This is a genomic window from Microbulbifer mixtoriginis (SeqCode) (assembly GCF_052466695.1).
Map to the genome: position 1 here is coordinate 553,929 of NZ_CP174285.1, position 20,515 is coordinate 574,443.

The following is a 20,515-nucleotide window of genomic DNA, read 5'->3' on the forward strand; positions in this document are numbered from 1 at the left end:
GTTTGGCGGGCTGAGAGCGCTATCTTTAGTTGAGTTCAGGCGTACTGCGGTTCTGTCTTGGGTTTTGACTCTGGGTGAGGGCAGTCTTTGGGTTTCTCTTCGATGATTTTCTTATCGACTATGCGATAAATTTTTGCCTTGTCGGTTTTCTTATCGAATATCTGTGCCCAGTCGGTAAACAGGTCATTTTGAGCAATGCGCTGCACTTCTTCGAAGGCCTCTTCTTTGGTGGCGTAGGAGCGTTTGAAATCTTTGATACCGCCCATCAATAGGTTGTAGGAGCCAGTAAGCAGTGCGTATCTTTTCATTAGATTTTCCCATTTTTAAAAATGGGCTCCATACTGGCAGCCCAAGGATGGTTACCTCTGACTGAATGCGCCAGGGCGCGGCTAAATTTCTAGCTGGCTTGGGAGATGGAACTCTTTTCGATCAGATCCCGAATCCACACCATACCTTTCGATGTCACCTTGGTATTGATATACGGCACCTTCACCGGGCCACGGTTATATTCGGCATTCTCTGCAACCAGCAGTCCCTGCTGAACGGCGGCCTTTGTTGGTGAGTTGCGCATAGGTTCGCGGCTATGCAAAAGGTCGCTATTTCGTAGAACCTTTAACAGGTTGTTTCTGCCCATTTCTAAAGTTCGGGCGGCCTGGGTGATGGTGAAGAGTTTTTCCTTTTTCACGCTGCCTCCTGGTCCTTCAAATTTTGTTCTGATGGTTGGCCCTGGATGGCTTCGGAGAGTGCGGCGATTTGCTCTTGCATGCCGTTTATTTGTAACTGCTGAGTTTCTACCGTGGCCATTAGGTCTTGAGTGATTTTTAGTAGTTGGGAGAATTCATTCATGGTCCGCCCCTACTATTTTTTTGAACTTCCGCTCCCTGCCAATTGCCGGCTCCCAGTATTTGCAAAGCTGACAACTCCAGCCGCGCAATAACAGCTTCCCGTTGAATACTGGCCCTGCGGGTTTTCCGCAAAGGGCGCAATGTATCCGTGGCAGCTGCTGCGGTTTGTTCATGCTGCACCTTTCCTCTGGGTTTCGAGGTGAGACCACTCGACACAAAGGGTGCGAAATCTTTTATCGCCCTGTGCGATTACGTTTTGGGGTTCCTTGCCTTGATAGCGAAGTGTCATCACTTTGAGAGCGTGCTGATAGTTCTCCCCATCAAGTAGTGATAACTCGGCAACGGGAACCGTAAAGTCGTTGCTGTTCCAAGCCGAAAGCAACACCTGTGCGGCAATTGCACTAGCACCGGAGTATCCGTTGGCTACAGTAAGCAGCGTTTCCACGCTCTGGGTTGGGCTGAAAGTATTCATGCGGCATCACCTCCAAACGGAAACCAACCATCACCTTGCGTAGGTGTATCCGAAGTTGGTTTGGGCTGTGTGGCTACTGCGTGACGGCCTTTATAAATTGCGGCAACGATTGGCCCGATACAACCATTTGGGCGTTTGATACCGTGTTGAGTTTGAGTTGTTGGGTGTACATAGACTATGGCGGTCATACGATGCCCTCGCGGTTAATGCGAATGCTGATAGTTCGAATAGTGGGGCGGCGTTGGATGCGGGTGCGCAGTTGCTCCTGTGCATCTGAGCCAATGCTGCTAAGAACTGAGGCGATCAGGGCAAATTGAATCAATCCGTGCTTTACCGCCTTGGCCACCGCTTCAGTACTGTTGCGGGCATGCAGCTTGTAAAAGCATTCCGCCAGCAAGTTGGTGACATTGGCTACAGAGCACTGCATAGCTTCGGCGGCTTCTTTGTTGGAGAGGCCACGGGCACGATGTGTAAGCGCTTCAGCTTGGCGTGGCGCTAATGGCCTTAGATTGCTGGCTGTGTGCATTTTGATGCCCTGTCCTTGCAGTAGCCGAAAGTAAATTATCTGGCCAATAGTCATAAGTTAATTTCTTAAAAGGTCCTCTCCTTGATATGCTCAGAGAGCGCTTATCACGGAGGATAAGAATGAAAAAAATAAGACATGCAGTAGTAGGAGTTCTGCTAGCGACTGGCCTTGGTGGCTGTACTGCAACGAACGAGACGCCAGTGTTTATTAGTGAGTACTTTGCTTTAGAGCACCTTTCAACAAAGCAAGAAGTGTTGAGTAAGGCGAGGCAAGCTTTGTTGAAAGATGGGTTTCAGATTTTATCCTCTGATTTAGAGGCGGGTTATATCTCTACAACCCTAAAAAACTGGAAACTTACGCCGGAGCAGGCCAATTGTGGTGCTAACGAGGGCAGAGATTATTTAGAGGATAATTACACCAAGACAGAAGTTGCCTTTAATGTGGTTGTTGATGATAGGGATGTGATTGTTCGTTCAAACATTCAGGGCGAATACTTGCCGGGGAAGCCGGCTCAAGATCTCACTTTGAACTGTGTTTCTCGCGGTGTTATTGAGGTTGAGATGGTCAAAAAGATTCTGCTGTGACTCTCAGCATTCAAAAAGGCCCGCTAATGCGGGCTTTTTTGTGTCCTACTCAGGGGTGTAGGAGCCAATAATTACGCCACAAAGGATATATCTTTGCCTGTTACTTCCATCGGGGAGTAGGTTGGGTTGATAGGGCGTAGATAAATATGGCCCATATCTTCTGCATAGCTTTTGAAGGTGACCTCACCATTTATTTTGGCGATAACTCGGCAGCCATTGGTCAGAGGTTTGTCGGGGTCGACAAAAATGATTGTCCCTTCTGGATAAGAGCGCTGGCTTGGGTAAGGGCTAGTCATGCTGTCACCATTCACTCGTAATGCGTAAGCGCGGTCTGAGTGAGTACCGGGGCAGGGCAGCGAAGCTTCGGCTTCCCCGGGCTCTAATAGATCTACTGCGCTAAATGGAAATTTATACAGGAGGTGGGTGGTGAGCTTTGAAGCTGCGGCATGGGCCATTAAACGCAAGACCAGAACACCAACAGCAAAGCTGGTTTTAATTGCTTTGGCCGATTGCCATAACAGTGATGCCTGGGTAATGCCTATCTGGCCGATGTTGCGCAATGTACAAAACGCTCGGTGATTAATGCCGTCGAAAAGTTGGAATAACTGGGCTACCTGAGCACCGAAAAATCCAACGGGCGCAGGACCAATTATGACCTCTTTCTACACGTAAACCGGTGAAAATGACAACACGTCTTTCTCTATAGAACCAGTAAGAACCAATAAGAAACCAGTAGAGAGAGGTACAGTTCCAAATCGTGCCATCCTAAACGCGGCATACGCTTGCCTGGAAACTGGGTTCTTACGGACAAATTCCGCACCGAAGCCCAACGCCTCCGCCCAAACTTGATCCCCAGAATCCACGACATTGCCGAAAGCTTCCGCGATTACTGGATATCCCAACCCGGCCAGCGGGGCGTAAAACTCGATTGGCTCGCCACTTGGCGCAACTGGCTAAAACGCGAGAAGTACTTTGCCCCCCAACCTCGGGCGTCAGGGCAGCGGCTTACTCGAAACCTCAGCGCAGTAGAAATCGCAACGGATATCAATTGGTAAAACCCAATCACCAAGGAGAGCTCACCATGTGCACAGTCACCATCCCAGAAGCCATCGAAAGGGTTTCCACAACTAACCCCTGCAGCCCGCTGGCCGTATTCCGCAACCTCGTGGAGGTTGTGTTCGCGAATACGGTAGTTACCCAATTCTGGATAAACCAGGGCCACATAAATTACCTGGGCACGTATCACCGAGACAATTTTCATGCAGCCGAAAGGCGACTTCAGGATTATTTCGAGAGCATGCCGCAGGCTGCTTGATGGGGTGCTTGGCTGGTTTTGGCTTTAAAGATTCGAAGGGGGAGGGGCAATGTCCGAATTAGGTGTACGTGAACTGTTGTGGGAGTGGTCCCGAGCCTACCAGGAGAGAGCAGGAGATTCAGTATCCTGGCCCCGTATGTCCTCCTTTGCTAGGAATATGAAGTCAAATTATCGAGAGAATCCAGAACCGGTGAACGAAGGGAGGGCGGAGGAAACTGACCAAGTTGTTGGTATGTACCTTCGAGCGGTAAAGGGGCGCAATAACCAAGATAAAGCCAGAATTGAGTTAACAGTATTTTGGCTCCGTTACTTCCGAAGATGGGAATTGCAGGAGGTGGCAAAGGTGGCAAAAAAATCGGTAGCTAGCATTAAGATTCTATGCCAAATCATTGAGTCCAGTATAGAAGTGGGCTACAAGATGCGAGAGAGGCTTTAGCGGGGATGAGGAAAGGCCCTTTCCCTTCCAGTTAATTAAGTACAATTTTTACTATAACAATTTGCTCTGGCCATTGTCGCCTTAATTATTAAGCCTTATTAACAGTTAAGGTCGATTGTACTCGATATCGTATTTTTACATAGTATCTATGTTTTGGCCTAACCTGCTATTTAAGTATTAATAATTTCCTGCTATTAAGGAGTTTTACTATGCGAAACAAGACCTTAAAGCTGCTAGTCTTGTTCCCATTGCTACTTGGGTTACCTTTATTCGCTAATACGTCGGAGTTAAAAGTCGCTATAGCTAATGATGCATCTCCTTATGTTGCTGATAACGCAAAGAGCGGGCTCGAAGTCGAAATAATCCAGCAGGCATTACCTGGGTATTCAATAAAATTCTTGCAGATGGGTTGGGGGGATATTCAAAATGCTATTAAAAATGGCATAGCAGATGCTGAGACAAATGTGTATGAGCATGGCGAGGCGGGTGGCCATTATTTCTCAAAAAACTATGTTGGATTTGTTAATTACGCAATTAGCCGAAAGAGTGAAGATATTAAAATAGATAATGTGAACGATCTTGTAGGGCACCATGTCATTGCCTGGAAGGGGGCTCACCTGGATCTAGGGCCAGAATTTGAGCGCCTTTTCTCGCCTGGAGGGGCAGGTAGCAAAAATTATGTCGAGATACAAGATTCACGAGATCAGGTCCGGGATTTCTGGAAGAACGAAGATTCTATTGCCATTATCGATAAGAGTATTTTTGCTCACTTCTCCATAAAACAGGGGCACTCAATGGATGAGGTGGATACTCACAAGGTCTTTTTACCGGTATCGAAATTTAAAATGGCGTTTAAGGATGAAAAGACCAGAGATGAGTTCAATAAAGGACTGGCCCGTCTTTGCTCTACAGGTGAATATGCAAAGCTTCTTAGGAAACATGGCATTTCTGAAAAAGCGAATATCTGCGAATGAGCTGGTGATCTAGATGCTATTAGAGGCTTTTAGGATTTACTGGCACGCTAATTTCTACTCTGTGCATATATAAAACTGTATTTATTGACAGCTAGTCATCAAAAGAATAATCTTGGGCAAGCTGTCGAGTTGTATGCATGGCGACCGATCATCCTTTCTTAAACCGGACCCTAAGCCGGTTTTTTTGTGCCTGAAATATCTGGACGTCCTGATGGTTAGCTTTTTTTATTCTGAATCTATTAAATGTTTAAAAGTTAAAACCATTAATGGATTAACCGATATTAATGATTGTATACATATTTTGTTCTGCCAGGTTAGTCAGGTGTTTTTTGTGAAGATGTTCTAAATGAGATGATCTGAATCTCATGATTCTTGTTTGTGGTGAAATTAATTTGTAATGTATTGCGCGCCAACCATTTGAAATATTTTAATTGAATGCTAATGAAGGTTGGGTTGCTAGTTAAAAAGAATCTCAAGGAAAATTTTGAATGAGAAAAGTAGTTTTGCCATTTGCTTTGGCTGTTGCTTCGGTTTTTGCTACATCTGCTGCATTTGCAGCAACTCCATATAAGTATGACTATTGCACTTCTTTAGGGCTTGGTGGAGATACGAGCAAGGTTAAGGGGGATAGGTACGTTATAGCTGGCTCTACTAAAACCTATGAGCATGAAGGTGGTTCGGCATTCTATAAAGAAACTGCTTTATTTAACACTAAGGAAGGTTATGTTGGTGCTGATGATTACAGTTACCAAGACTTCAAGTGGGTGGCGAAAAAGAATATCAACTTCCCAACCCGTGGCTCAAATTATGTATCGATAGGGATACCGGTTCCGGCTGAGGTTGGCGGTAAAACTAATCTGTGTAAAAACATTAATGTTCAGTCTGCTCCCACTATCTCGTTAAAAGCGTTGAATGCTAATGCTGGAATATATGCAGCAGTAAACAGTTCTTACGATACTTCATACTCCAAGGCAGCTCTTGAGGGAGCGAAGGTTACTTATACTTGGTATTTTTCAAATATGACTTACCCTGGTACTAATTACCAGAAGGTTACTTCAACCCCATACACAACTCTTTATACTGATTTTGGTGGCACCTATATGGTGATGGCTACCATTAATGATGGCGCACATTCAAAGAGTGTAAATTTAGGGCAAGTGCGAGTTGCAGGCGGTGCAACGCCATGTGATCCCTTCTGCACCAATCCAGCGGATTAATTAATTTCGCTACTTTCAAGGAGCCCGCTTTATGCGGGCTTTTTTGTGCCCGAAATCCGGGAGCTAATACCTCATGTTTGAATTAACGCGATTCGCCTATGGGCCTGATGCCACATTGGGGCGACTGAGAGTGCGCGACTGTGTGTTTTATACGGTAGAGCGTCCGTGGTTGGGGAATTGTCCGTTCGAGAGCTGTATTCCTGAAGGGGTGTATTCCTGTAATCCCTATAACTCACCAAGGTTCCCCAATGTGTGGGAGCTTCAGGAAGTCCCTGGCCGTACAAAAATATTAATCCACACCGCTAATTATTCGGCGGATGTGCAGGGCTGTATTGGTATTGGTTATGGCCTGGCTCCCGGTGGCTGGTGGGTGATGCAATCCCGCAAGGCAATGCAGCAGTTGCGAGAGCTATTGCCACCTGAGTTTGATCTGACAATTACGCACTATGTGCCGGAGTATCCGTGATGGGTATTTGGTCTGGGGTTAAGGGTTTATTTGCTGGCCCCGAGTCTGCGGGCAAAGTGCTGGATGCCACTGTAAATACCGTGGATGCGGTGTGGTTTACCAATGAGGAAAAATCCCGCTGGTATCTCAAGTACCTGGAGGCCACACAGCCTCAGAACCGGGCACGGCGATTAATTGCCTTTCTGGTGACCTTGGTTTGGGCGTTGCTGGTTTTATTTATTGCGGCGGCTATGGCTTTCAAGGCGCCTTTTGTAGCAGACCTAAAGGGCCTGCTGGTTGATGTGGTTGTGCAGCCTTACAGCATCATCATCGGCTTCTATTTCGTGAAGTCGTGGGTGAGTGAGGTTAAGCGGTGAACACAGTAGCTCAAGAGGCAGCGAGGGAAGCCATGGTTCAGAAGGTCGCCAGTGCAACCACTACGGTTGCTGCGGGTACAGCGGTAGTCGGTGGATATGCAGCACAAGAGTTATTGGCGGTGGGTGGTTTCTTGATTGCTTTGAGTGGGTTCATTGTGAATTGGTATTACAACCATAAGCGCTTGAAGCTGCAGGAAAGGCAGCAGGACGGGGACGATGGACGTTAGTGTAAAGCTGGATACTTCAAAGTTTGATCGAGCATCTGCTGAATTAAAAAAGCAATTACCTTATGCCAGTTCTGTTGCCCTAAATAACGTGGCCTTTCGTATACGGGGAGAAGAGCGCTCAGCGATGGGGCGGGTATTTTCAAACCCGGCAAAGTTAACGCTGAACTCTGTATTGGTAAAGAAAGCCACGAAGCGTTCAGGTATTGCCAAAGTCTTTATCCGTGATCAGGTTTCCAACGGAACTGCACCGAGTAAATATCTGGCCCCGTCAGTCATGGATGTGAACCGGAACGACAAGCGCTTTGAGCGTGCCCTTCGACATATGGGTGTCCTGCCTGCAGGTATGTATGTGGTGCATGGCGAGGCGGCGAGATTAAACAAGCACGGGAATATCTCGGTAGGAACCTATAAAAAAATCCTGGCTGAATTACGGGGTAACCCTGGCTCTACAAGGGGGGCAGGTAGTGTGCAGGGTAAGAAGGGCAAATATTTCGTTGGCAAAGTTAATGGTGTCTTAGGCGTTTGGAAGAGGGCAGGGGGGAAGCGCCGGCCAACGGTTAAGCCCATCCTAATTTTCCTCAAGGGAAAGCCTGACTACCGCAAACGTTTCCCTTTTATTCGAATAGCTGAAGGGATAGCCCGTAGGCATTTGCCATTAGAACTTGATAAGGCCATGGACCATGCGATTGCGACCGCAAAGAGACGTTGAACGGGTCCTCCTGAGGGGGCCAACACACGGGTGATTCGGACCGTGTTTTTTTAACAGATATCTGAAATTTCCTAGGGGGTTATACCTTGGCTGGTGATATCTCTCTTGATGATCAGGCCACTCAATTGGGCTTTGCTCGCTTGGTTGGCGCTACTCAACCGGCTATTGCCAAACACTACAAGGCAGAGGTTTTTACTGTAGGTGCCAGCTTCAGAGTTTGGCTTCATGAATATTGCGAGCGTCTGCGAACCGAGGCCGCAGGCCGCCAGGCAAATGAGGCCCGCAACCGTCGTGATATGGCTCAGGCAGTTGAGTCAGAGGCAAATGCGCAATTAAAAATGCGTGAGCTGTATCGGCAAGACCAATTAATTCTGGATATTGAGTCCGTACGTAAAGCGATGGTGGAGTGGTCCACCATTGGCAAGAATGAATTTTTAGGAGCGGTGGAGAGCATCGTTATTGCTATCGAGAGCCAGCATGCCATTACCATCGATCGCGAACCCCTACAGCCAAACATTGACGCTGCCCTCAAAGCTATTGGCAGTTACGAAATTGAATCTGAAGAGGTTGGTGGAGGAGGTGCGCCAGGCCTGGATACCGCAGCCTAAAATCCCGCTGATCGAGTGGTTGCCGGACAATATCAAACTGCCCTCGGAGGATAGCGATAACGCCGGTTATTACCGCAACGATTATGTGCCCTATTTCTGGGGTGTAATGCACGCGCTCGATAGCCAAGTCTCCTGGATGGTTGTAATGCAAAAAGCGGCGCAGATTGGCTGGACGGTATTGCTAGCGGCAGATATCTGTAAGGTGGCGGTGACTGATCCCGCACGGGTATTGATGCTCTTTCCGAAGGATTCAAAAGGCCAGAACTTCATGGACGAAAAGTTTGTGAAGATTGTTGAGGGCTCGCCGAATGTAGCGCGTGTGATTGATGTCTCCACTAGTCGCAAGCTAGGCAACAGATCTACCAGAAAAGTATTCCCTGGCGGGGAAGTGCGTACTGTCGGTTCTAATTCCGTCTCTAATGTTAAATCCACCACTGCCAAGCGGGGCTATGTGGAAGAGCCCGACGATACCAACAAAGACGTCGGTGATCAGGGTGATTCCATTCGCCACCTGCGTGAACGTCTAAAACGGATGCGCAATAAGAAATTGATTATTGGTGGCACGCCGGCGGTTGCTGATCTTTCCCAAGTGGAGCACTACACCAAGCTCGGCACCATGCGTGTGCTACCGGTTACCTGTCACGACTGCGGTGAGTCCCATGTGCTGGACTGGGAAAACGTTAGTTGGTTGGAGAAAGAGGGCGGCACACCGCACCCGGTATTTGGCCTACACCAGCCTGATACTGCTATCTATGGCTGCCCGGAATGTGGCAGCGAGTGGGATGACTACCGCCGCCAGGTCAATATTCTGCAGACCTGTAAAACGGCGCGGGAAAATGGCGATGATTTTGCCGGCTGGGTGAAAACTCAATGCGGTGAAGACTTTGAGCCCGATGAAATCGAACCGATAGAAACCTTTATGGAGCTTTCCGAGCTCTATGTGTGCATCCCCGGCACCGGTCTTGCCGATGTGGTGCGGGATTTTCTCGAAGCCGAACACGAAGCCAAAAGCGGCGATGAATCCGCGCGCATCGTATTCCAGAACAACAAACTGGGCAGGCCCTACCAGTATGCCGCCAGCCGCTTGCTGGACCACGAAAAACTACAAGAGGCCGCCGAGGACTACCCGGAATTATTCTGTCCCGCCGGTGGCCTGCTGGTAACGGTGGGCATCGATGTGCAGCACGACCGCCTCGCCATCACCATCCGTGCTTTCGGTCGCAATGAAGAAAGCTGGCAGATGTACTGGGGAGAAATCGACGGCGACACCGCCGACAAGCGCGACGACTGCTGGGCGGCCCTGGATAAGCTGGTATTCCAAAGTTTCGAGCACGAGCGCTTTGGCGAAATCCGCGCAGCGGCAGTGAGTATCGACTCTGGTGATGGTGGTACCAGCAACGCGGTGTATCACTGGGTGCGAACCCGCGATAAAAAACACCGCGGTATCTTAGTGATGGCCATTAAGGGCGACAGTAATGACCTCGGCACGAAGGAAATCTTCACCCAACCCAGGCAGGTGGATTACAACAATCCCAAGCGCCGCACCAAAGCCGACCGCCATGGGGTTCGGGTTTATATGGTGGGTACCCATAAAGCCAAGGATCTGATTGCCAAGCGTTTACTCGGCACCAGTGCTTATATGCACAGCTGCAAGCATGTGCGGCAGGACTACTGGGAGCAGGTCACCGCCGAAGTGAAAGCCCCCAGTAAAAAGCACAAGGGCAGGGAAACCTGGCAGCAGCGCCCCGGCAGACCCAACGAGGGCACCGATACCGAGGTCTACGCCCTACACGCAGCCCACGCCAAGGGCATGCACAAATACAACGAGAAAAAGTGGTCCACCATCGAATCGCAGCTGGGCCAGCGCACCTTGTTTAGCGAATCGGATCAATCGCAGTCAGCCCCGAGTAAATCACACCGGACAGCACAGCCGGTTGGTTCCCTACTGGATAGTTAAATGTCTAAAACCGCACAAGCCATGGTCGACCTCTATATCGAGGCCGAAATAGATGTGCTCGCCGGTAAAACCACGGTGATTAACGGCCGCCAATTTACTGCAGAGAACCTGCAGGAAATCCGCGCTGGTCGTCAGGAGTGGGAGCGCCGCGCACTGCAAGAACAACTCAAGGCTGCCGGCAAACGCCGCGGACCCGCCTACGCGAACTTTTACTCATGAACAAACTGGATTCTGTTATCGGATTCTTTGCACCCGAGGCCGCTTTGCGTCGCGTGCAAGCTCGCCGTGCCCTGGAGATCGCCGCCGCCTATGAGGCCGCGCGCCCCAGTCGCCTGCGGAAAAACCCCGGTGATAACCGCAGTGGGGATTTAGTCATTGAAGGCAGTGTGGAAACTCTGCGCGGACAAGCCCGGCACCTGGAGCAAAACCACGATTTTGCCTTTGGCATTCTCACCACTCTGACCAACAACATCGTCGGCCCGCGCGGTATCGATGTGGAATTCCAGCCCAAAACCCGGGATGGCGATATCCACGAAGGCCTTGCGAGCCAAATGAATGAAGCCCACAAGGAATGGGCACGGCGCCCGGAATGCACTCGGCAATTCAGCTGGGGTAAATCTCAGCGCTTACTGTGTAATACCTGGCTGCGCGATGGCGAAACCCTGCTGCGGCACCTGCAGGGCTCGGTGCCGGGGTTAAAGCATCGCACCCCAGTGCCTTATTCCATCGAATGCATGGAACCGGATTTTCTGCCGGTGGATTACAACGATCCCAGCAAACGCATAGTGCAGGGTATTGAGAAATCCGCCTGGGGCGAAGCCAAGGCCTTCTGGCTCTACGACGAGCACCCCGGAGCCTCATTGAATTGGCGGATGAAACGCAGGCGCCACAGTGCCGAAAATATTGAGCACTTAAAGTTTGTTCGTAGGCTGCACCAGACTCGTGGGGTTTCCATCTTTGCAGCGGTAATGAATCGCCTTACTGATATTAAAGACTATGAAGAAAACGAGCGTGTCGCTGCCAAGATTGCCTCGGCCATGGTGGGTTTTATTCAAAAGGGCAGTCCAGAAGATTACTCGCAGAACGAAGTTGATGATGAAGGAAATCGCACCCTGGATATTCGCGCTGGTGCTATCTACGACGATTTACGCCCTGGGGAATCTGTCGGCACCATTCAAAGTAATCGCCCCAGCGGTCTGCTAACACCATTTTTAGAAACCATGCACCGCATGGCGGCCGCTGGCACCATGTCCAGCTTTAGCAGTATCAGCAAAAACTATAACGGTACTTATAGCGCACAACGCCAGGAACTGGTGGAGCAGTGGACTAATTACGAAACCCTCAGTCTGGAATTTTGCGAGGAGATCGTGGAACCGGTCACCCGGCGCTGGGTGCAAATGGCTTTACTGGCCGATGCCTTTCAAGTGCCTGCTGATGTCGATCCGGCCACCCTGATGCATGTCGATTTTATTACCCCGGTCATGCCCTGGATTAATCCAGCCCACGAAGCCAGCGCCGATGAAACGCTGCTGGAAAATGTTCTGGTCAGCCCGCAGCAAACCATTCGGCGCCGTGGCAAAAAGCCGGACGATGTGATCAAGCAAACCGCAGCCTGGCAGCAGAAGTTAAAAGCCAGCGGCATCACCACCCCAAGCAAACGCGCTGCGGTCCCCGCAGAAAATACTGAATCCGAGTAGGAAACTGCTATGCCCAAAAAATCTTGGTACAGCATTACCGCTGCTGCCAATACCAGCGAAGCCGATATCTATCTGTACGATTACATTGGCTACTGGGATATGACCGCAAAAGACTTTGCCCGAGATCTCAAAGCGCTAGGCGATGTCAGCAAGATCAATCTGCACATCAACTGCCCTGGTGGTGATGTGTTCGACGGTACCGCCATCTACAACCTGCTGAAAGATCATAAAGCCGAGGTGGAAACCTGGATTGAAGGTATCGCAGCCAGTATGGGCAGCGTGATCGCCCTCGCCGGGGATACCGTCCATATTGCCGAAAACGCCTATTACATGGTGCATAACCCCAGCGCCGGTGTGCGAGGCGATGAGCGCGCCCTGGAAAAGACCAAGAGTCTGTTGGCCAAAGTCAAAACAACCATGATTGGTTTGTATGCCTCCCGCACCGGCATGTCTGATGAGGAAGTCAGCCAAGTGATGGATGACGAGACTTGGTATACCGGTGCCGAAGCCGTGGAAGCCGGCTTCGCCACTGATACCACTGCCGCAATGGAAATGGCTGCCAGCTTTAACGCCGATCACTTAAACCAATTCAAAAATACCCCGCAAGCCATTAGTGCATTGGTTATGCAGAGGCCCACTGAATTTAGATTCCCGTCTGCGGTTGCAGACAATCCCCCCAAAACCAAGGAGGCGCAAGCCATGACTACAACCACCTCCACTACGCCAGCTGCAACCGCTGCGACCGAGGTTACCCCAGAAATGAAAGCGCAGATTACCGCTGATGCCAGAGCACAATTCGCAGCGGATGAGCAAAAGCGCAAAGACACTATTAAAGCTGTTTTTAAGGGCTTCGAGGCGCACAGCACCGTTATGCAATCTTGCCTGGATGATATGGACTGTGACGCTGAAAAAGCCAAAGACCAGCTGCTCGCAGCTCTGGGAAATCAAACCCCAACTCCAGTGCAAAGCTACAGCGTGGTAGTTCAGGAAGGTGAAGGCATTAAACGCCTCAAAGCGGATGCTGAAAATGCCATTGCCGTGCGTGCCCTCGGTGAAAAGCGCACAGAGGGCAATGAGCTCAGCGGCTACACCATGATGGAGATTGCTCGTATTCTGATGCAGGCCCACGGGCAGAGCCTGTCCGGCCTGGATCGGATGGGTGTGGTCGCCGCAGCGTTTACCCATAGCTCTGGCGACTTCGCGACGGTCCTCGGCAATATTGCTAATAAATCCATGCTGAAGGGTTACTCTGAAGCGGCAGAGGTTTTTCCGCAGTTTACCGCCACTGGAAACTTAAGCGATTTCAAGATAGCTACTCGCACGGATCTTGGCACCTTCCCCTCATTGCGCCAAGTGGCACCTGGGGCAGAATTTAAATATGTGAGTATTGGAGAGCGCGCCGAAACTGCCGCGTTGGCTACTTACGGGGAACTCTTCTCCATTACGCGCCAGGCGATTATCAATGATGACCTGGGGACCTTCACCCGAATCCCACAAAAGATGGGTCTCGCTGCTATTCGCACCGTGGGGGATCTGGTGTTCAGTGTCCTGATCAACAATCCCAAAATGGCCGATGGTAAGGCCTTATTCCATACTGACCATGGAAATCTAGCTGCTAAGGCAGGTATCAACACAGCCAGTATCGACGCCGCGCGGGTATTGATGGGCAAACAGAAGGACGGTACCGCTTTCCTAAATATCCGCCCTAAATTCCTGCTGTGTGATATTGCCGACGAGGGTGCCGCAAAGGTTGCGTTGGAGTCAGAGTTTGAAGTGGGTGCTTCCGAGAAATCCAACACTGTACCCAACAGCGTGCGCAATATTGCCAGCGTGATCTCCGATGGTCGCCTCAGCGGGCACAATGGTTGGTACCTCAATGCCGACCCGGTAGCGCACGACACCATCGAAGTGCTTTACCTGGATGGCCAGCAAGCCCCAGTACTGGAGCAGCAAAACGGCTGGAATGTGGATGGGGTGGAATTCAAAGTGCGCCTGGATGCCGCAGCGAAAGCCTGGGACCCCAAAGGCATGGTGAAAACGCCGAAGACTTAATACCCAGCTCAAACCGATCCAAACCTTAAAGAATCCGAAAAAGGGCCGCACATCGCGGCCTTTTTTATTTCAACAATTTTTAACCCAAGCGGGGAAAGTGAAATGGCTACTAATTTTGTGCAAGACGGGCGCATGCTGGATTACACCAACAACACAAGCTCGGTAATTACCTCTGGCCAGGTGCTAGCAGTAGGCGCAGTACTGGGTGTGGCGATGGATAATATCGCCGTGGGTGAGTCCGGTGTGATCGCTATTGAAGGTGTGTTTAGTGTACCCAAGGTATCCGCCGCAGAGATCAGTCAGGGGGAAACCCTCACCTGGGATATCTCTGCAGCAGCCTTTGACGATAGCGCCGCAACAGCCGCAACCGGCGATATTATCGGCCCCACCGCCTTTGCCGCAGAGGCCGCCGGCGATGGCGTTACCAGCCTAGCGGTCAAATTTACCGGCGTACCGGGCACCGTGAAGGCCTAGGTGATCCATGAATCTGGACCAGAGAGCCGCAGAGCGCGCGTTTCGTAAATGGGGCAAGCCCGCTGCCTATACAGACGGTAGCGGTGCTGAGCCTATAGATTGCCGCGTGATCAAGGATCAAGAGATCGACGAATTCGATGATGAGGAGCGAGTGCGGGTACCGCGTATCGAATTGAGTCTGTTGGTCAGTGAGGTAGGGGCTTACAACTCAGCAGCGGTAATTACCCTTGGTGGCGTGGGATATAGGGTGCGCAAGCGATTGTCGGATGATGGGGTTGTTTGGCGGGTGCTGGTGGATGGATAGCCCAAAAAGTCGAGTTATTGGATTAAGACCTTTTGTGTGTGTTAGTGGTGATCGAAAAATGTACAGTTGTGCATTTTATAACAAAGATCAGCAGCAGCTGCTCCTATTTCTAGGTGAAACTCTGTAACCCATTGATACTTAAAGGGTTCCAAAAGTGATATAAAGCAGAGAAAATACAAAATTATAAAGACGCTGCTTTATATCTTTTTTTGTACATTTGCGCCAAGTGCAGATAGCTTATTGATTTGCTGAGTTTTAGTTCATCTTCGAAGGAAATGAGGCTTAGAAATATAGAGCAGGGTGATATAAAGAAGCTTCTTTTGAATTAACTGTTATGCATCGGTGTCGTAGGTCGGTGAGAATAAAATGAAATTATTGTGGTTTTTAGGGATTCCTTATTACATTTTTGTTGCGCTTATTATCGGCCAGATGTCCAGGGGAGCTGTTTGGTATCTGTTACTTCTAGTCCCACTGCTCCTCGCTTATGACAAACTCAGTCAGGTGGCGTATTCATCGGCTGTGGTTCACCGTGGAGTGTCAAAAGTGTATTTTTCTGCATTTTGGGTGCTAGCCCAATTAGTGCTAATTTCTGTTGTGGTAGGTTTGGTTGGTAGTTTGGTGGGTATCAATGCATAACAAACGCAAGCAGTTTGCTCCGGCCCTTCGGGCCTCCGCGGGACGCCCAACGCTATGCACATTTTGTGCGGGTCGCTGCGCTCCCAGTTTCGCACAAAATGTACATAGCATTGGTCGCCACTGTTGCGGGCGTTAAGGCAAATAATGAAGAAATCCATCCTCTTTATGCTAATGCTCAGTTGGTCTGCAATTACAAATGCAAAAGATCAGAGTAGTTTCAAAGGCTATTTGGTTTACGATGAAGAGTGGATCGGATTTTATTGCTGTGAAGGTGATGTTTATGGTTTAGATGAAAGCAGCGATCTCGATATTTACTCTATGTATCAAGAAAAGAAGTCAGGTTTTAGGAAGCTTCTGTATGTTGAGCTAATCGCAGAAGTCACGAATAAAGGCATTTATACTTTTGGGCCGTCATCACCGCCGAAAGACATCAATCTTCGTATAACTAAAGTTGTAAAAACTGAAAATCACAATTCACCAGTGTGTAGCATTGCTTCTGAAGCAAAGATAATTACTATTTATGATGAAGCACCCGAAGTCTAATTTCTTGTGGAAATGTATATCGGGTGTTGAGGGCGGGACCAGGGGCCTTGTCGCCTTAACAAGGTGCGGCAGACCGACGGCTTACCCTGTGCACTTTTTGCACAGTCGCTGCGCTCCTATTTTCGCACAAAAAATACACAAAGTAAGCCGCCGCTGCGCACGGCGTTTATAAGTAAGAGTATGGGCAAGAAATTACCTCCAGAAGAACTAGAGCTCTACAAAGCCATAGATGAAATTTTATGGCGTGACTGGGACCCTATTGGTGTAAATGACATGCCAGAAGCTCGCGACGAGTATCAGAGTTATCTGCCACATATTTTTCGTCTTGCGGTCGATGGCAAAGATGCCGAGCATATATCCTCGTCACTAGTAGCAACAATAGAGGGCAATATTGGTTTGGGTGCTAGCAAAGAGCATTTTAGAGTTGCAAGCAAAATTGTCAGTGCTAAAAATGAAATTATTGGGTAGCGTCACTTATAACAAGTGACTATGGTCCTTTGTCAAGTATTTAAGCCATTTTCTCATCCCAGTAAGTGTTGTTTTTTACCATCGTATTTAGAATGGTAAGTTGCTTCCTCATACATGCGATAAGGGCTACTTTCTTTGGTTTACCAGCAGCGACCAGGCGCTCATACATTGGCTTTAATTTAGGGTGGCATTGTATTGCCGACATCATAGAAACAAACAAAACCGTGCGTACACGATGTCGCCCACCTCGAATATAGCGCTTACCCTGGAAGCTGCCGCTATCACGATTCATCGGGGCGATACCCACAAGTGCCGCAATCTCTTTGCGGTTCAGCTTGCCCAGCTCAGGAAGTTCGCTCATTAGCGTGTAAGCCAGTACATGGCCAACTCCTTTAGCGCTTAATAAGAGATCGCGTTTTTGTCGCCACTCGGCAACACTATTAACAAGTTTATCAAGTTGCTTATCGACCCCTTCTAGCTCTTTCTTGATGGCTTTTAAGATAGCCTGAATGGGCCTGTGAACAGACTTGGGTATTCTCTTGAGGCGATTCTTTTGCATTGTGCTCATTTCTAAGCACTGGTTCCTGACCGTCAGCAAATCACTGATATTTCTTAGTTTTTCTGGTTTGATCGATGACAATCTTGGCTTCATTGCTTCACCAAAATGTGCGATATCAATTGCATCCAGCTTATCTGTTTTTGCGAGCCACCCCGCTGATTTTGCAAAGTTTCTTACTTGTGAAGGATTGCAAACAACTATCGGCAGTCCCGCTTTATGAGCAGCACAGACAAATTCTAATTCTAGCCTTCCTGTGGACTCGATCAATACTCTTTCAGGTTTAAGAGGTTGTAGTTGTTTAATGGCATCCTTAATACCATTTTTATCATTGGTAACACTAAAGAATTGGCCAGTAGGTCTCACATAAATATCGAGTTGTTTACTGCTGGTATCGATACCGACATTGATCTCTTGAGGTTCCATAAGATAAGCTATCTCCGCCTTGCTATTCGGGCTCGAGGCCCACATGACTATTCGAGTTATGCCTAGTGAGTGCTTATCACGTTCATACTTGTTATCGGTCTTTTACGAACCGGCCAGGCAGCGAACTGTGATAAACAAGGCCTTCGGTGGCCGCCGAAGGTGGGTCTCAATTTACCCGTTAGCGAAAAGGATTTTCAACATCAGAATCGGGCAAGAACAACCATACAAGGCCGGGCAATTTGCTACGGGCCTACGGCCCTCCGCGGGGCAGCTTACCTTGCGCACGTTTTGCGCGGGTCGCTGCGCTCCCATTTTCGCGCAAAACGCGCACAAGGTAAGCTGCCCCTGCCGGCGGCGTTAAGTGTTAGTCATGTCAGAACAAGAGGTGGCATTTTTACTGGTTGCTCTAGTTTGTTTTTTATGTATCGTAATATATGCTCACAAAAAGACCAGCAAACCATGTGAACAATGTGGTGGGAAAATGAGTCTTGTAAAGATTAGAGATCCAGCTGGCATTAATATAAAGCCAAAAATTACTCTGTCATTTTATGTGGGACCAAGAAGGTACGAAGAAACTTGGAAGTGCAAAAATTGTGGGGTGTCAAAGATTATAAAGTACTGGGGGAGCTAGCAAGTGCTTTCCGCAACACTTAACAAGCACCAGCAATCCGACATTTATTTCGGTGCATGTTTTTTGTTCGCTACGCTCATAACACAAAACATGCACCTCCATAAATGCGGTTGTGGTGGGCGTTAGTTATAAAGGAAGATCATGGAAGAAGTTAAGTTTTTGAAAGAGTTAGGTTTCGGCTACCAAATGGAAATGGTTGGGGCTGTTTTATTATTTTCGTTTATTGTCAAAGTGTTATACCAAAGCCATGTTCAACGGCTTTTAAAAGACATTTCTAATGCGATAACCAAGAGAAAGAAAGAAAGAAAGTTGAAAAATAGGGTTCCTTCAGTTTATGAACTAATGTCACCTAAATTTAGACGCATATTTGACTATGTAGAATTAACTTGGAGCTATGCGGTAAGCTTAGCCTGCCTATTATACTTTTTTGCATTGTTACTTTTAGCAGAAAAACTATTTGTAAACTTTGAGCTTAACTCAAGGTTTTTTCTGTATCTTGGTGCTTTGGCGGTGTTGCTAATATTAACTTTTTTGGCAGTTAAAAACGGTAATAAGTTAGTGCATAAAATCCAGCAAGAAAATACAAAAAATGGTTAGCAAGTGGCTTCAGTCGACCGAAAAAACTGTCACTTGTTTTGATGAATGTAAAAATCGAGAGCAAATATGTATAGAAATATTTCATTAGTTTTAGCTGTCCTGATTTCAGTTATATTAGGCGGTTGTGCTGGAGTAAGGTCAGTCGAAGAAGTCAAACCCATAGAAATACAAGTACTTGAGTCTGGACTGTATCAAAATAACGCACGTGTAACGAAAGTGATTGGGCCAGAAAGAGATCGGCTCATACTCTCCGATCCTGGAAAAATGATTGAGGTAAACTCCATTTATAAACCCGTGCTAGGTCAGAGTGTTGGTTTTTATTATATATTACGCAACCCATATATCCGGGGTAAGATGCTCACCATGGTTGTGAAATACCCTGATGGTGGAATATACAACGAAAGAAAAGACAAACAAGTTTACTCTGTCGAAATTAATAGAAAGATAAATGGTAGTGATTTATATGGGCATATGTTTAACTTTACTTATAGCTGGGAGCTTGTAAGCGGAACATATACTTTGGAGATAATGGATGGAAGTAATGTCATTGCTAGTAGGGACTATGTTGTTGACGCATCGGAGTAGGCTGGCGCATAACAACAACAGTCAAACGGCGCATAAAGCGTACGTTTGCTGTAAGCGCTAGATCGGCAGAAATAGTATTTTTTTAAATGTTAAGTAGTTATTGACGCAATTTAATATCCATGGGATTCATTCTAAGTAATCTTGAAAAAGGGATATTGATTAATCCAGATGATGTAATGTTTCTGGTGATACTTCTTCTTTTTGGAATCTTGCTGTTATACATAGGGATAGTGGTTTTTAGTGTTTCGGTGTATCAACGAACTTTAGGTGCTAAATATAATGCAATAGTCGCGGGTGGAGTCTCAGACAATTGGGAAACCGCTAGGGGAACAAAAAGTAATTTATTATTTGTGGTTTTTAAGTACCAAGATGAAAATGGAGTAGGCCACTATAGAAAATCTGTGTCCGGAGGTGATCATAACTTAAAATATAAAACCGGAGAGAAAACGGTAATAGTTACATTTGAAGCATTGGGTTATACGATAGTTTATGACACTAAGAAATACTCTGAATTAAAATTATCATTTTGGCTTATTGTTGCTGGTGCAACTCTTATATCTGTATCAATTGATTTTATTTTTGCGTTGGGGGTAGGTCTTATTCCGCTTTTATTGGGTGTGGCATATGCTCTCTATAAATGGTCAAAAAGAGACAGGCCTAAAAACAGAAAATTTACAGGTAGTGACGTTGATTTAGATCAGGTTAAATCGATTGAGTCTTTTAAATTTGATCTGACAAGTGACTATGAGTAAAGCTGTCCACTTTTCGATTTGCATGGTTCTTTGAGATTTAGGTAACTATCAAAGAGAAGATTGTTAGTTCAGTAAGCATTGCTGCACTTTAAATAGACAAAC

Annotated in this window: 30 protein-coding genes; 21 read left to right on the forward strand and 9 right to left on the reverse strand. The window is 47.8% G+C overall.

The features are described 5' to 3' along the window. Positions 1-35: 35 nt before the first annotated feature. The 6 genes from ACJJI0_RS02285 to ACJJI0_RS02310 all read right to left on the reverse strand — a co-directional run bounded on the left by ACJJI0_RS02285 (position 36) and on the right by ACJJI0_RS02310 (position 1,843). Positions 36-308: a hypothetical protein gene (locus tag ACJJI0_RS02285; RefSeq protein WP_444884488.1), complete on the reverse strand. Its 273-nt coding sequence runs from the start codon at positions 306-308 to the stop codon at positions 36-38. An 89-nt stretch (positions 309-397) separates the two neighbouring features. Next, positions 398-685, reverse strand: a complete 288-nt coding sequence (locus ACJJI0_RS02290) for a phage antirepressor KilAC domain-containing protein (RefSeq protein ID WP_444884489.1) — start codon at positions 683-685, stop codon at positions 398-400. Beyond that, positions 682-846 (reverse strand): hypothetical protein, encoded by a 165-nt coding sequence (locus ACJJI0_RS02295; RefSeq protein ID WP_444884490.1) that lies wholly within the window; start codon positions 844-846, stop codon positions 682-684. The genes ACJJI0_RS02290 and ACJJI0_RS02295 overlap by 4 nt, the downstream gene beginning before the upstream one ends. A gap of 168 nt (positions 847-1,014) precedes the next feature. After that, entirely contained in the window at positions 1,015-1,317 is a 303-nt protein-coding gene (locus ACJJI0_RS02300; RefSeq protein WP_444884491.1) for a DUF7673 family protein, read from the reverse strand. Next, the gene (locus ACJJI0_RS02305; RefSeq protein ID WP_444884492.1) at positions 1,314-1,505 is read right to left on the reverse strand and encodes a hypothetical protein; all 192 of its coding nucleotides are present in this window, start codon (positions 1,503-1,505) and stop codon (positions 1,314-1,316) included. Before ACJJI0_RS02305 ends, ACJJI0_RS02300 begins: the two co-directional genes overlap by 4 nt. After that, positions 1,502-1,843, reverse strand: coding sequence for a response regulator transcription factor (locus tag ACJJI0_RS02310; protein WP_444884493.1), 342 nt, complete (start codon positions 1,841-1,843; stop codon positions 1,502-1,504). The genes ACJJI0_RS02305 and ACJJI0_RS02310 overlap by 4 nt, the downstream gene beginning before the upstream one ends. A gap of 119 nt (positions 1,844-1,962) precedes the next feature. Between ACJJI0_RS02310 and ACJJI0_RS02315 the strand changes: the two genes are divergently transcribed. Beyond that, positions 1,963-2,427 carry a hypothetical protein gene (locus tag ACJJI0_RS02315; RefSeq protein WP_444884494.1) on the forward strand — a complete coding sequence of 155 codons (465 nt, stop codon included), beginning with the start codon at positions 1,963-1,965 and terminating at the stop codon, positions 2,425-2,427. Positions 2,428-2,498: 71 nt separating this feature from the next. Here the strand turns inward: ACJJI0_RS02315 and ACJJI0_RS02320 are convergent, their stop codons facing one another. Together ACJJI0_RS02320 and ACJJI0_RS02325 are read right to left on the reverse strand one after the other, a co-directional pair. After that, the gene (locus ACJJI0_RS02320) at positions 2,499-2,987 is read right to left on the reverse strand and encodes a LexA family protein (RefSeq protein ID WP_444884495.1); all 489 of its coding nucleotides are present in this window, start codon (positions 2,985-2,987) and stop codon (positions 2,499-2,501) included. Positions 2,988-3,313: 326 nt separating this feature from the next. Further along, positions 3,314-3,688, reverse strand: a complete 375-nt coding sequence (locus tag ACJJI0_RS02325; protein WP_444884496.1) for a hypothetical protein — start codon at positions 3,686-3,688, stop codon at positions 3,314-3,316. A gap of 103 nt (positions 3,689-3,791) precedes the next feature. Here ACJJI0_RS02325 and ACJJI0_RS02330 point away from each other — a divergent pair, with 103 nt between their 5' ends. The 17 genes from ACJJI0_RS02330 (at position 3,792) to ACJJI0_RS02410 (ending at position 16,866) form a co-directional block, all read left to right on the forward strand. After that, a complete protein-coding gene (locus ACJJI0_RS02330; RefSeq protein ID WP_252082074.1) occupies positions 3,792-4,178 on the forward strand; it encodes a hypothetical protein in 387 nt (128 codons plus the stop codon). Positions 4,179-4,387: 209 nt separating this feature from the next. Then, positions 4,388-5,152, forward strand: a complete 765-nt coding sequence (locus ACJJI0_RS02335) for a substrate-binding periplasmic protein (protein ID WP_444884497.1) — start codon at positions 4,388-4,390, stop codon at positions 5,150-5,152. Between the two features lie 488 nt (positions 5,153-5,640). Further along, positions 5,641-6,369 carry a hypothetical protein gene (locus ACJJI0_RS02340; protein WP_444884498.1) on the forward strand — a complete coding sequence of 243 codons (729 nt, stop codon included), beginning with the start codon at positions 5,641-5,643 and terminating at the stop codon, positions 6,367-6,369. Between the two features lie 73 nt (positions 6,370-6,442). After that, positions 6,443-6,835 carry a DUF5675 family protein gene (locus ACJJI0_RS02345; RefSeq protein WP_444884499.1) on the forward strand — a complete coding sequence of 131 codons (393 nt, stop codon included), beginning with the start codon at positions 6,443-6,445 and terminating at the stop codon, positions 6,833-6,835. Further along, on the forward strand, positions 6,835-7,191 hold the full coding sequence (locus ACJJI0_RS02350) for a hypothetical protein (RefSeq protein WP_252084500.1): 357 nt from the start codon (positions 6,835-6,837) through the stop codon (positions 7,189-7,191). Before ACJJI0_RS02345 ends, ACJJI0_RS02350 begins: the two co-directional genes overlap by 1 nt. After that, the gene (locus ACJJI0_RS02355) at positions 7,188-7,418 is read left to right on the forward strand and encodes a holin (protein WP_245556633.1); all 231 of its coding nucleotides are present in this window, start codon (positions 7,188-7,190) and stop codon (positions 7,416-7,418) included. The genes ACJJI0_RS02350 and ACJJI0_RS02355 overlap by 4 nt, the downstream gene beginning before the upstream one ends. Next, positions 7,408-8,127 (forward strand): hypothetical protein, encoded by a 720-nt coding sequence (locus tag ACJJI0_RS02360; RefSeq protein ID WP_444884500.1) that lies wholly within the window; start codon positions 7,408-7,410, stop codon positions 8,125-8,127. The genes ACJJI0_RS02355 and ACJJI0_RS02360 overlap by 11 nt, the downstream gene beginning before the upstream one ends. An 86-nt stretch (positions 8,128-8,213) precedes the next feature. Beyond that, positions 8,214-8,735 (forward strand): hypothetical protein, encoded by a 522-nt coding sequence (locus ACJJI0_RS02365; protein WP_444884501.1) that lies wholly within the window; start codon positions 8,214-8,216, stop codon positions 8,733-8,735. Then, positions 8,680-10,692, forward strand: a complete 2,013-nt coding sequence (locus ACJJI0_RS02370) for a terminase gpA endonuclease subunit (RefSeq protein ID WP_444884502.1) — start codon at positions 8,680-8,682, stop codon at positions 10,690-10,692. The genes ACJJI0_RS02365 and ACJJI0_RS02370 overlap by 56 nt, the downstream gene beginning before the upstream one ends. Beyond that, complete coding sequence (locus tag ACJJI0_RS02375; RefSeq protein ID WP_444884503.1) at positions 10,693-10,911, forward strand: DUF6148 family protein; 219 nt, start codon at positions 10,693-10,695, stop codon at positions 10,909-10,911. After that, on the forward strand, positions 10,908-12,389 hold the full coding sequence (locus ACJJI0_RS02380; RefSeq protein ID WP_444884504.1) for a phage portal protein: 1,482 nt from the start codon (positions 10,908-10,910) through the stop codon (positions 12,387-12,389). Before ACJJI0_RS02375 ends, ACJJI0_RS02380 begins: the two co-directional genes overlap by 4 nt. Positions 12,390-12,398: 9 nt before the next feature. Further along, positions 12,399-14,441 (forward strand): ClpP-like prohead protease/major capsid protein fusion protein, encoded by a 2,043-nt coding sequence (locus ACJJI0_RS02385; RefSeq protein WP_444884505.1) that lies wholly within the window; start codon positions 12,399-12,401, stop codon positions 14,439-14,441. A gap of 102 nt (positions 14,442-14,543) precedes the next feature. After that, a complete protein-coding gene (locus ACJJI0_RS02390; RefSeq protein ID WP_444884506.1) occupies positions 14,544-14,915 on the forward strand; it encodes a capsid cement protein in 372 nt (123 codons plus the stop codon). 7 nt (positions 14,916-14,922) lie between these two features. Beyond that, positions 14,923-15,219, forward strand: a complete 297-nt coding sequence (locus ACJJI0_RS02395; protein WP_444884507.1) for a head-tail joining protein — start codon at positions 14,923-14,925, stop codon at positions 15,217-15,219. A 366-nt stretch (positions 15,220-15,585) separates the two neighbouring features. Next, positions 15,586-15,855: a hypothetical protein gene (locus ACJJI0_RS02400; RefSeq protein ID WP_444884508.1), complete on the forward strand. Its 270-nt coding sequence runs from the start codon at positions 15,586-15,588 to the stop codon at positions 15,853-15,855. 144 nt (positions 15,856-15,999) lie between these two features. Continuing rightward, complete coding sequence (locus ACJJI0_RS02405; RefSeq protein WP_444884509.1) at positions 16,000-16,398, forward strand: hypothetical protein; 399 nt, start codon at positions 16,000-16,002, stop codon at positions 16,396-16,398. A gap of 180 nt (positions 16,399-16,578) precedes the next feature. Continuing rightward, positions 16,579-16,866 carry a hypothetical protein gene (locus ACJJI0_RS02410; protein WP_444884510.1) on the forward strand — a complete coding sequence of 96 codons (288 nt, stop codon included), beginning with the start codon at positions 16,579-16,581 and terminating at the stop codon, positions 16,864-16,866. 40 nt (positions 16,867-16,906) lie between these two features. On the opposite strand, the gene ACJJI0_RS02415 is transcribed toward ACJJI0_RS02410, so the two are convergent. Continuing rightward, positions 16,907-17,848: an IS110 family RNA-guided transposase gene (locus tag ACJJI0_RS02415; protein WP_444884511.1), complete on the reverse strand. Its 942-nt coding sequence runs from the start codon at positions 17,846-17,848 to the stop codon at positions 16,907-16,909. A 772-nt stretch (positions 17,849-18,620) separates the two neighbouring features. Here ACJJI0_RS02415 and ACJJI0_RS02420 point away from each other — a divergent pair. From ACJJI0_RS02420 to ACJJI0_RS02430, 3 genes are all read left to right on the forward strand, one after another. Continuing rightward, complete coding sequence (locus ACJJI0_RS02420; protein ID WP_444884512.1) at positions 18,621-19,076, forward strand: hypothetical protein; 456 nt, start codon at positions 18,621-18,623, stop codon at positions 19,074-19,076. Between the two features lie 66 nt (positions 19,077-19,142). Then, positions 19,143-19,661, forward strand: coding sequence for a hypothetical protein (locus ACJJI0_RS02425; RefSeq protein WP_444884513.1), 519 nt, complete (start codon positions 19,143-19,145; stop codon positions 19,659-19,661). A 119-nt stretch (positions 19,662-19,780) separates the two neighbouring features. Continuing rightward, positions 19,781-20,413 (forward strand): hypothetical protein, encoded by a 633-nt coding sequence (locus ACJJI0_RS02430; protein WP_444884514.1) that lies wholly within the window; start codon positions 19,781-19,783, stop codon positions 20,411-20,413. Positions 20,414-20,515: the final 102 nt, after the last annotated feature.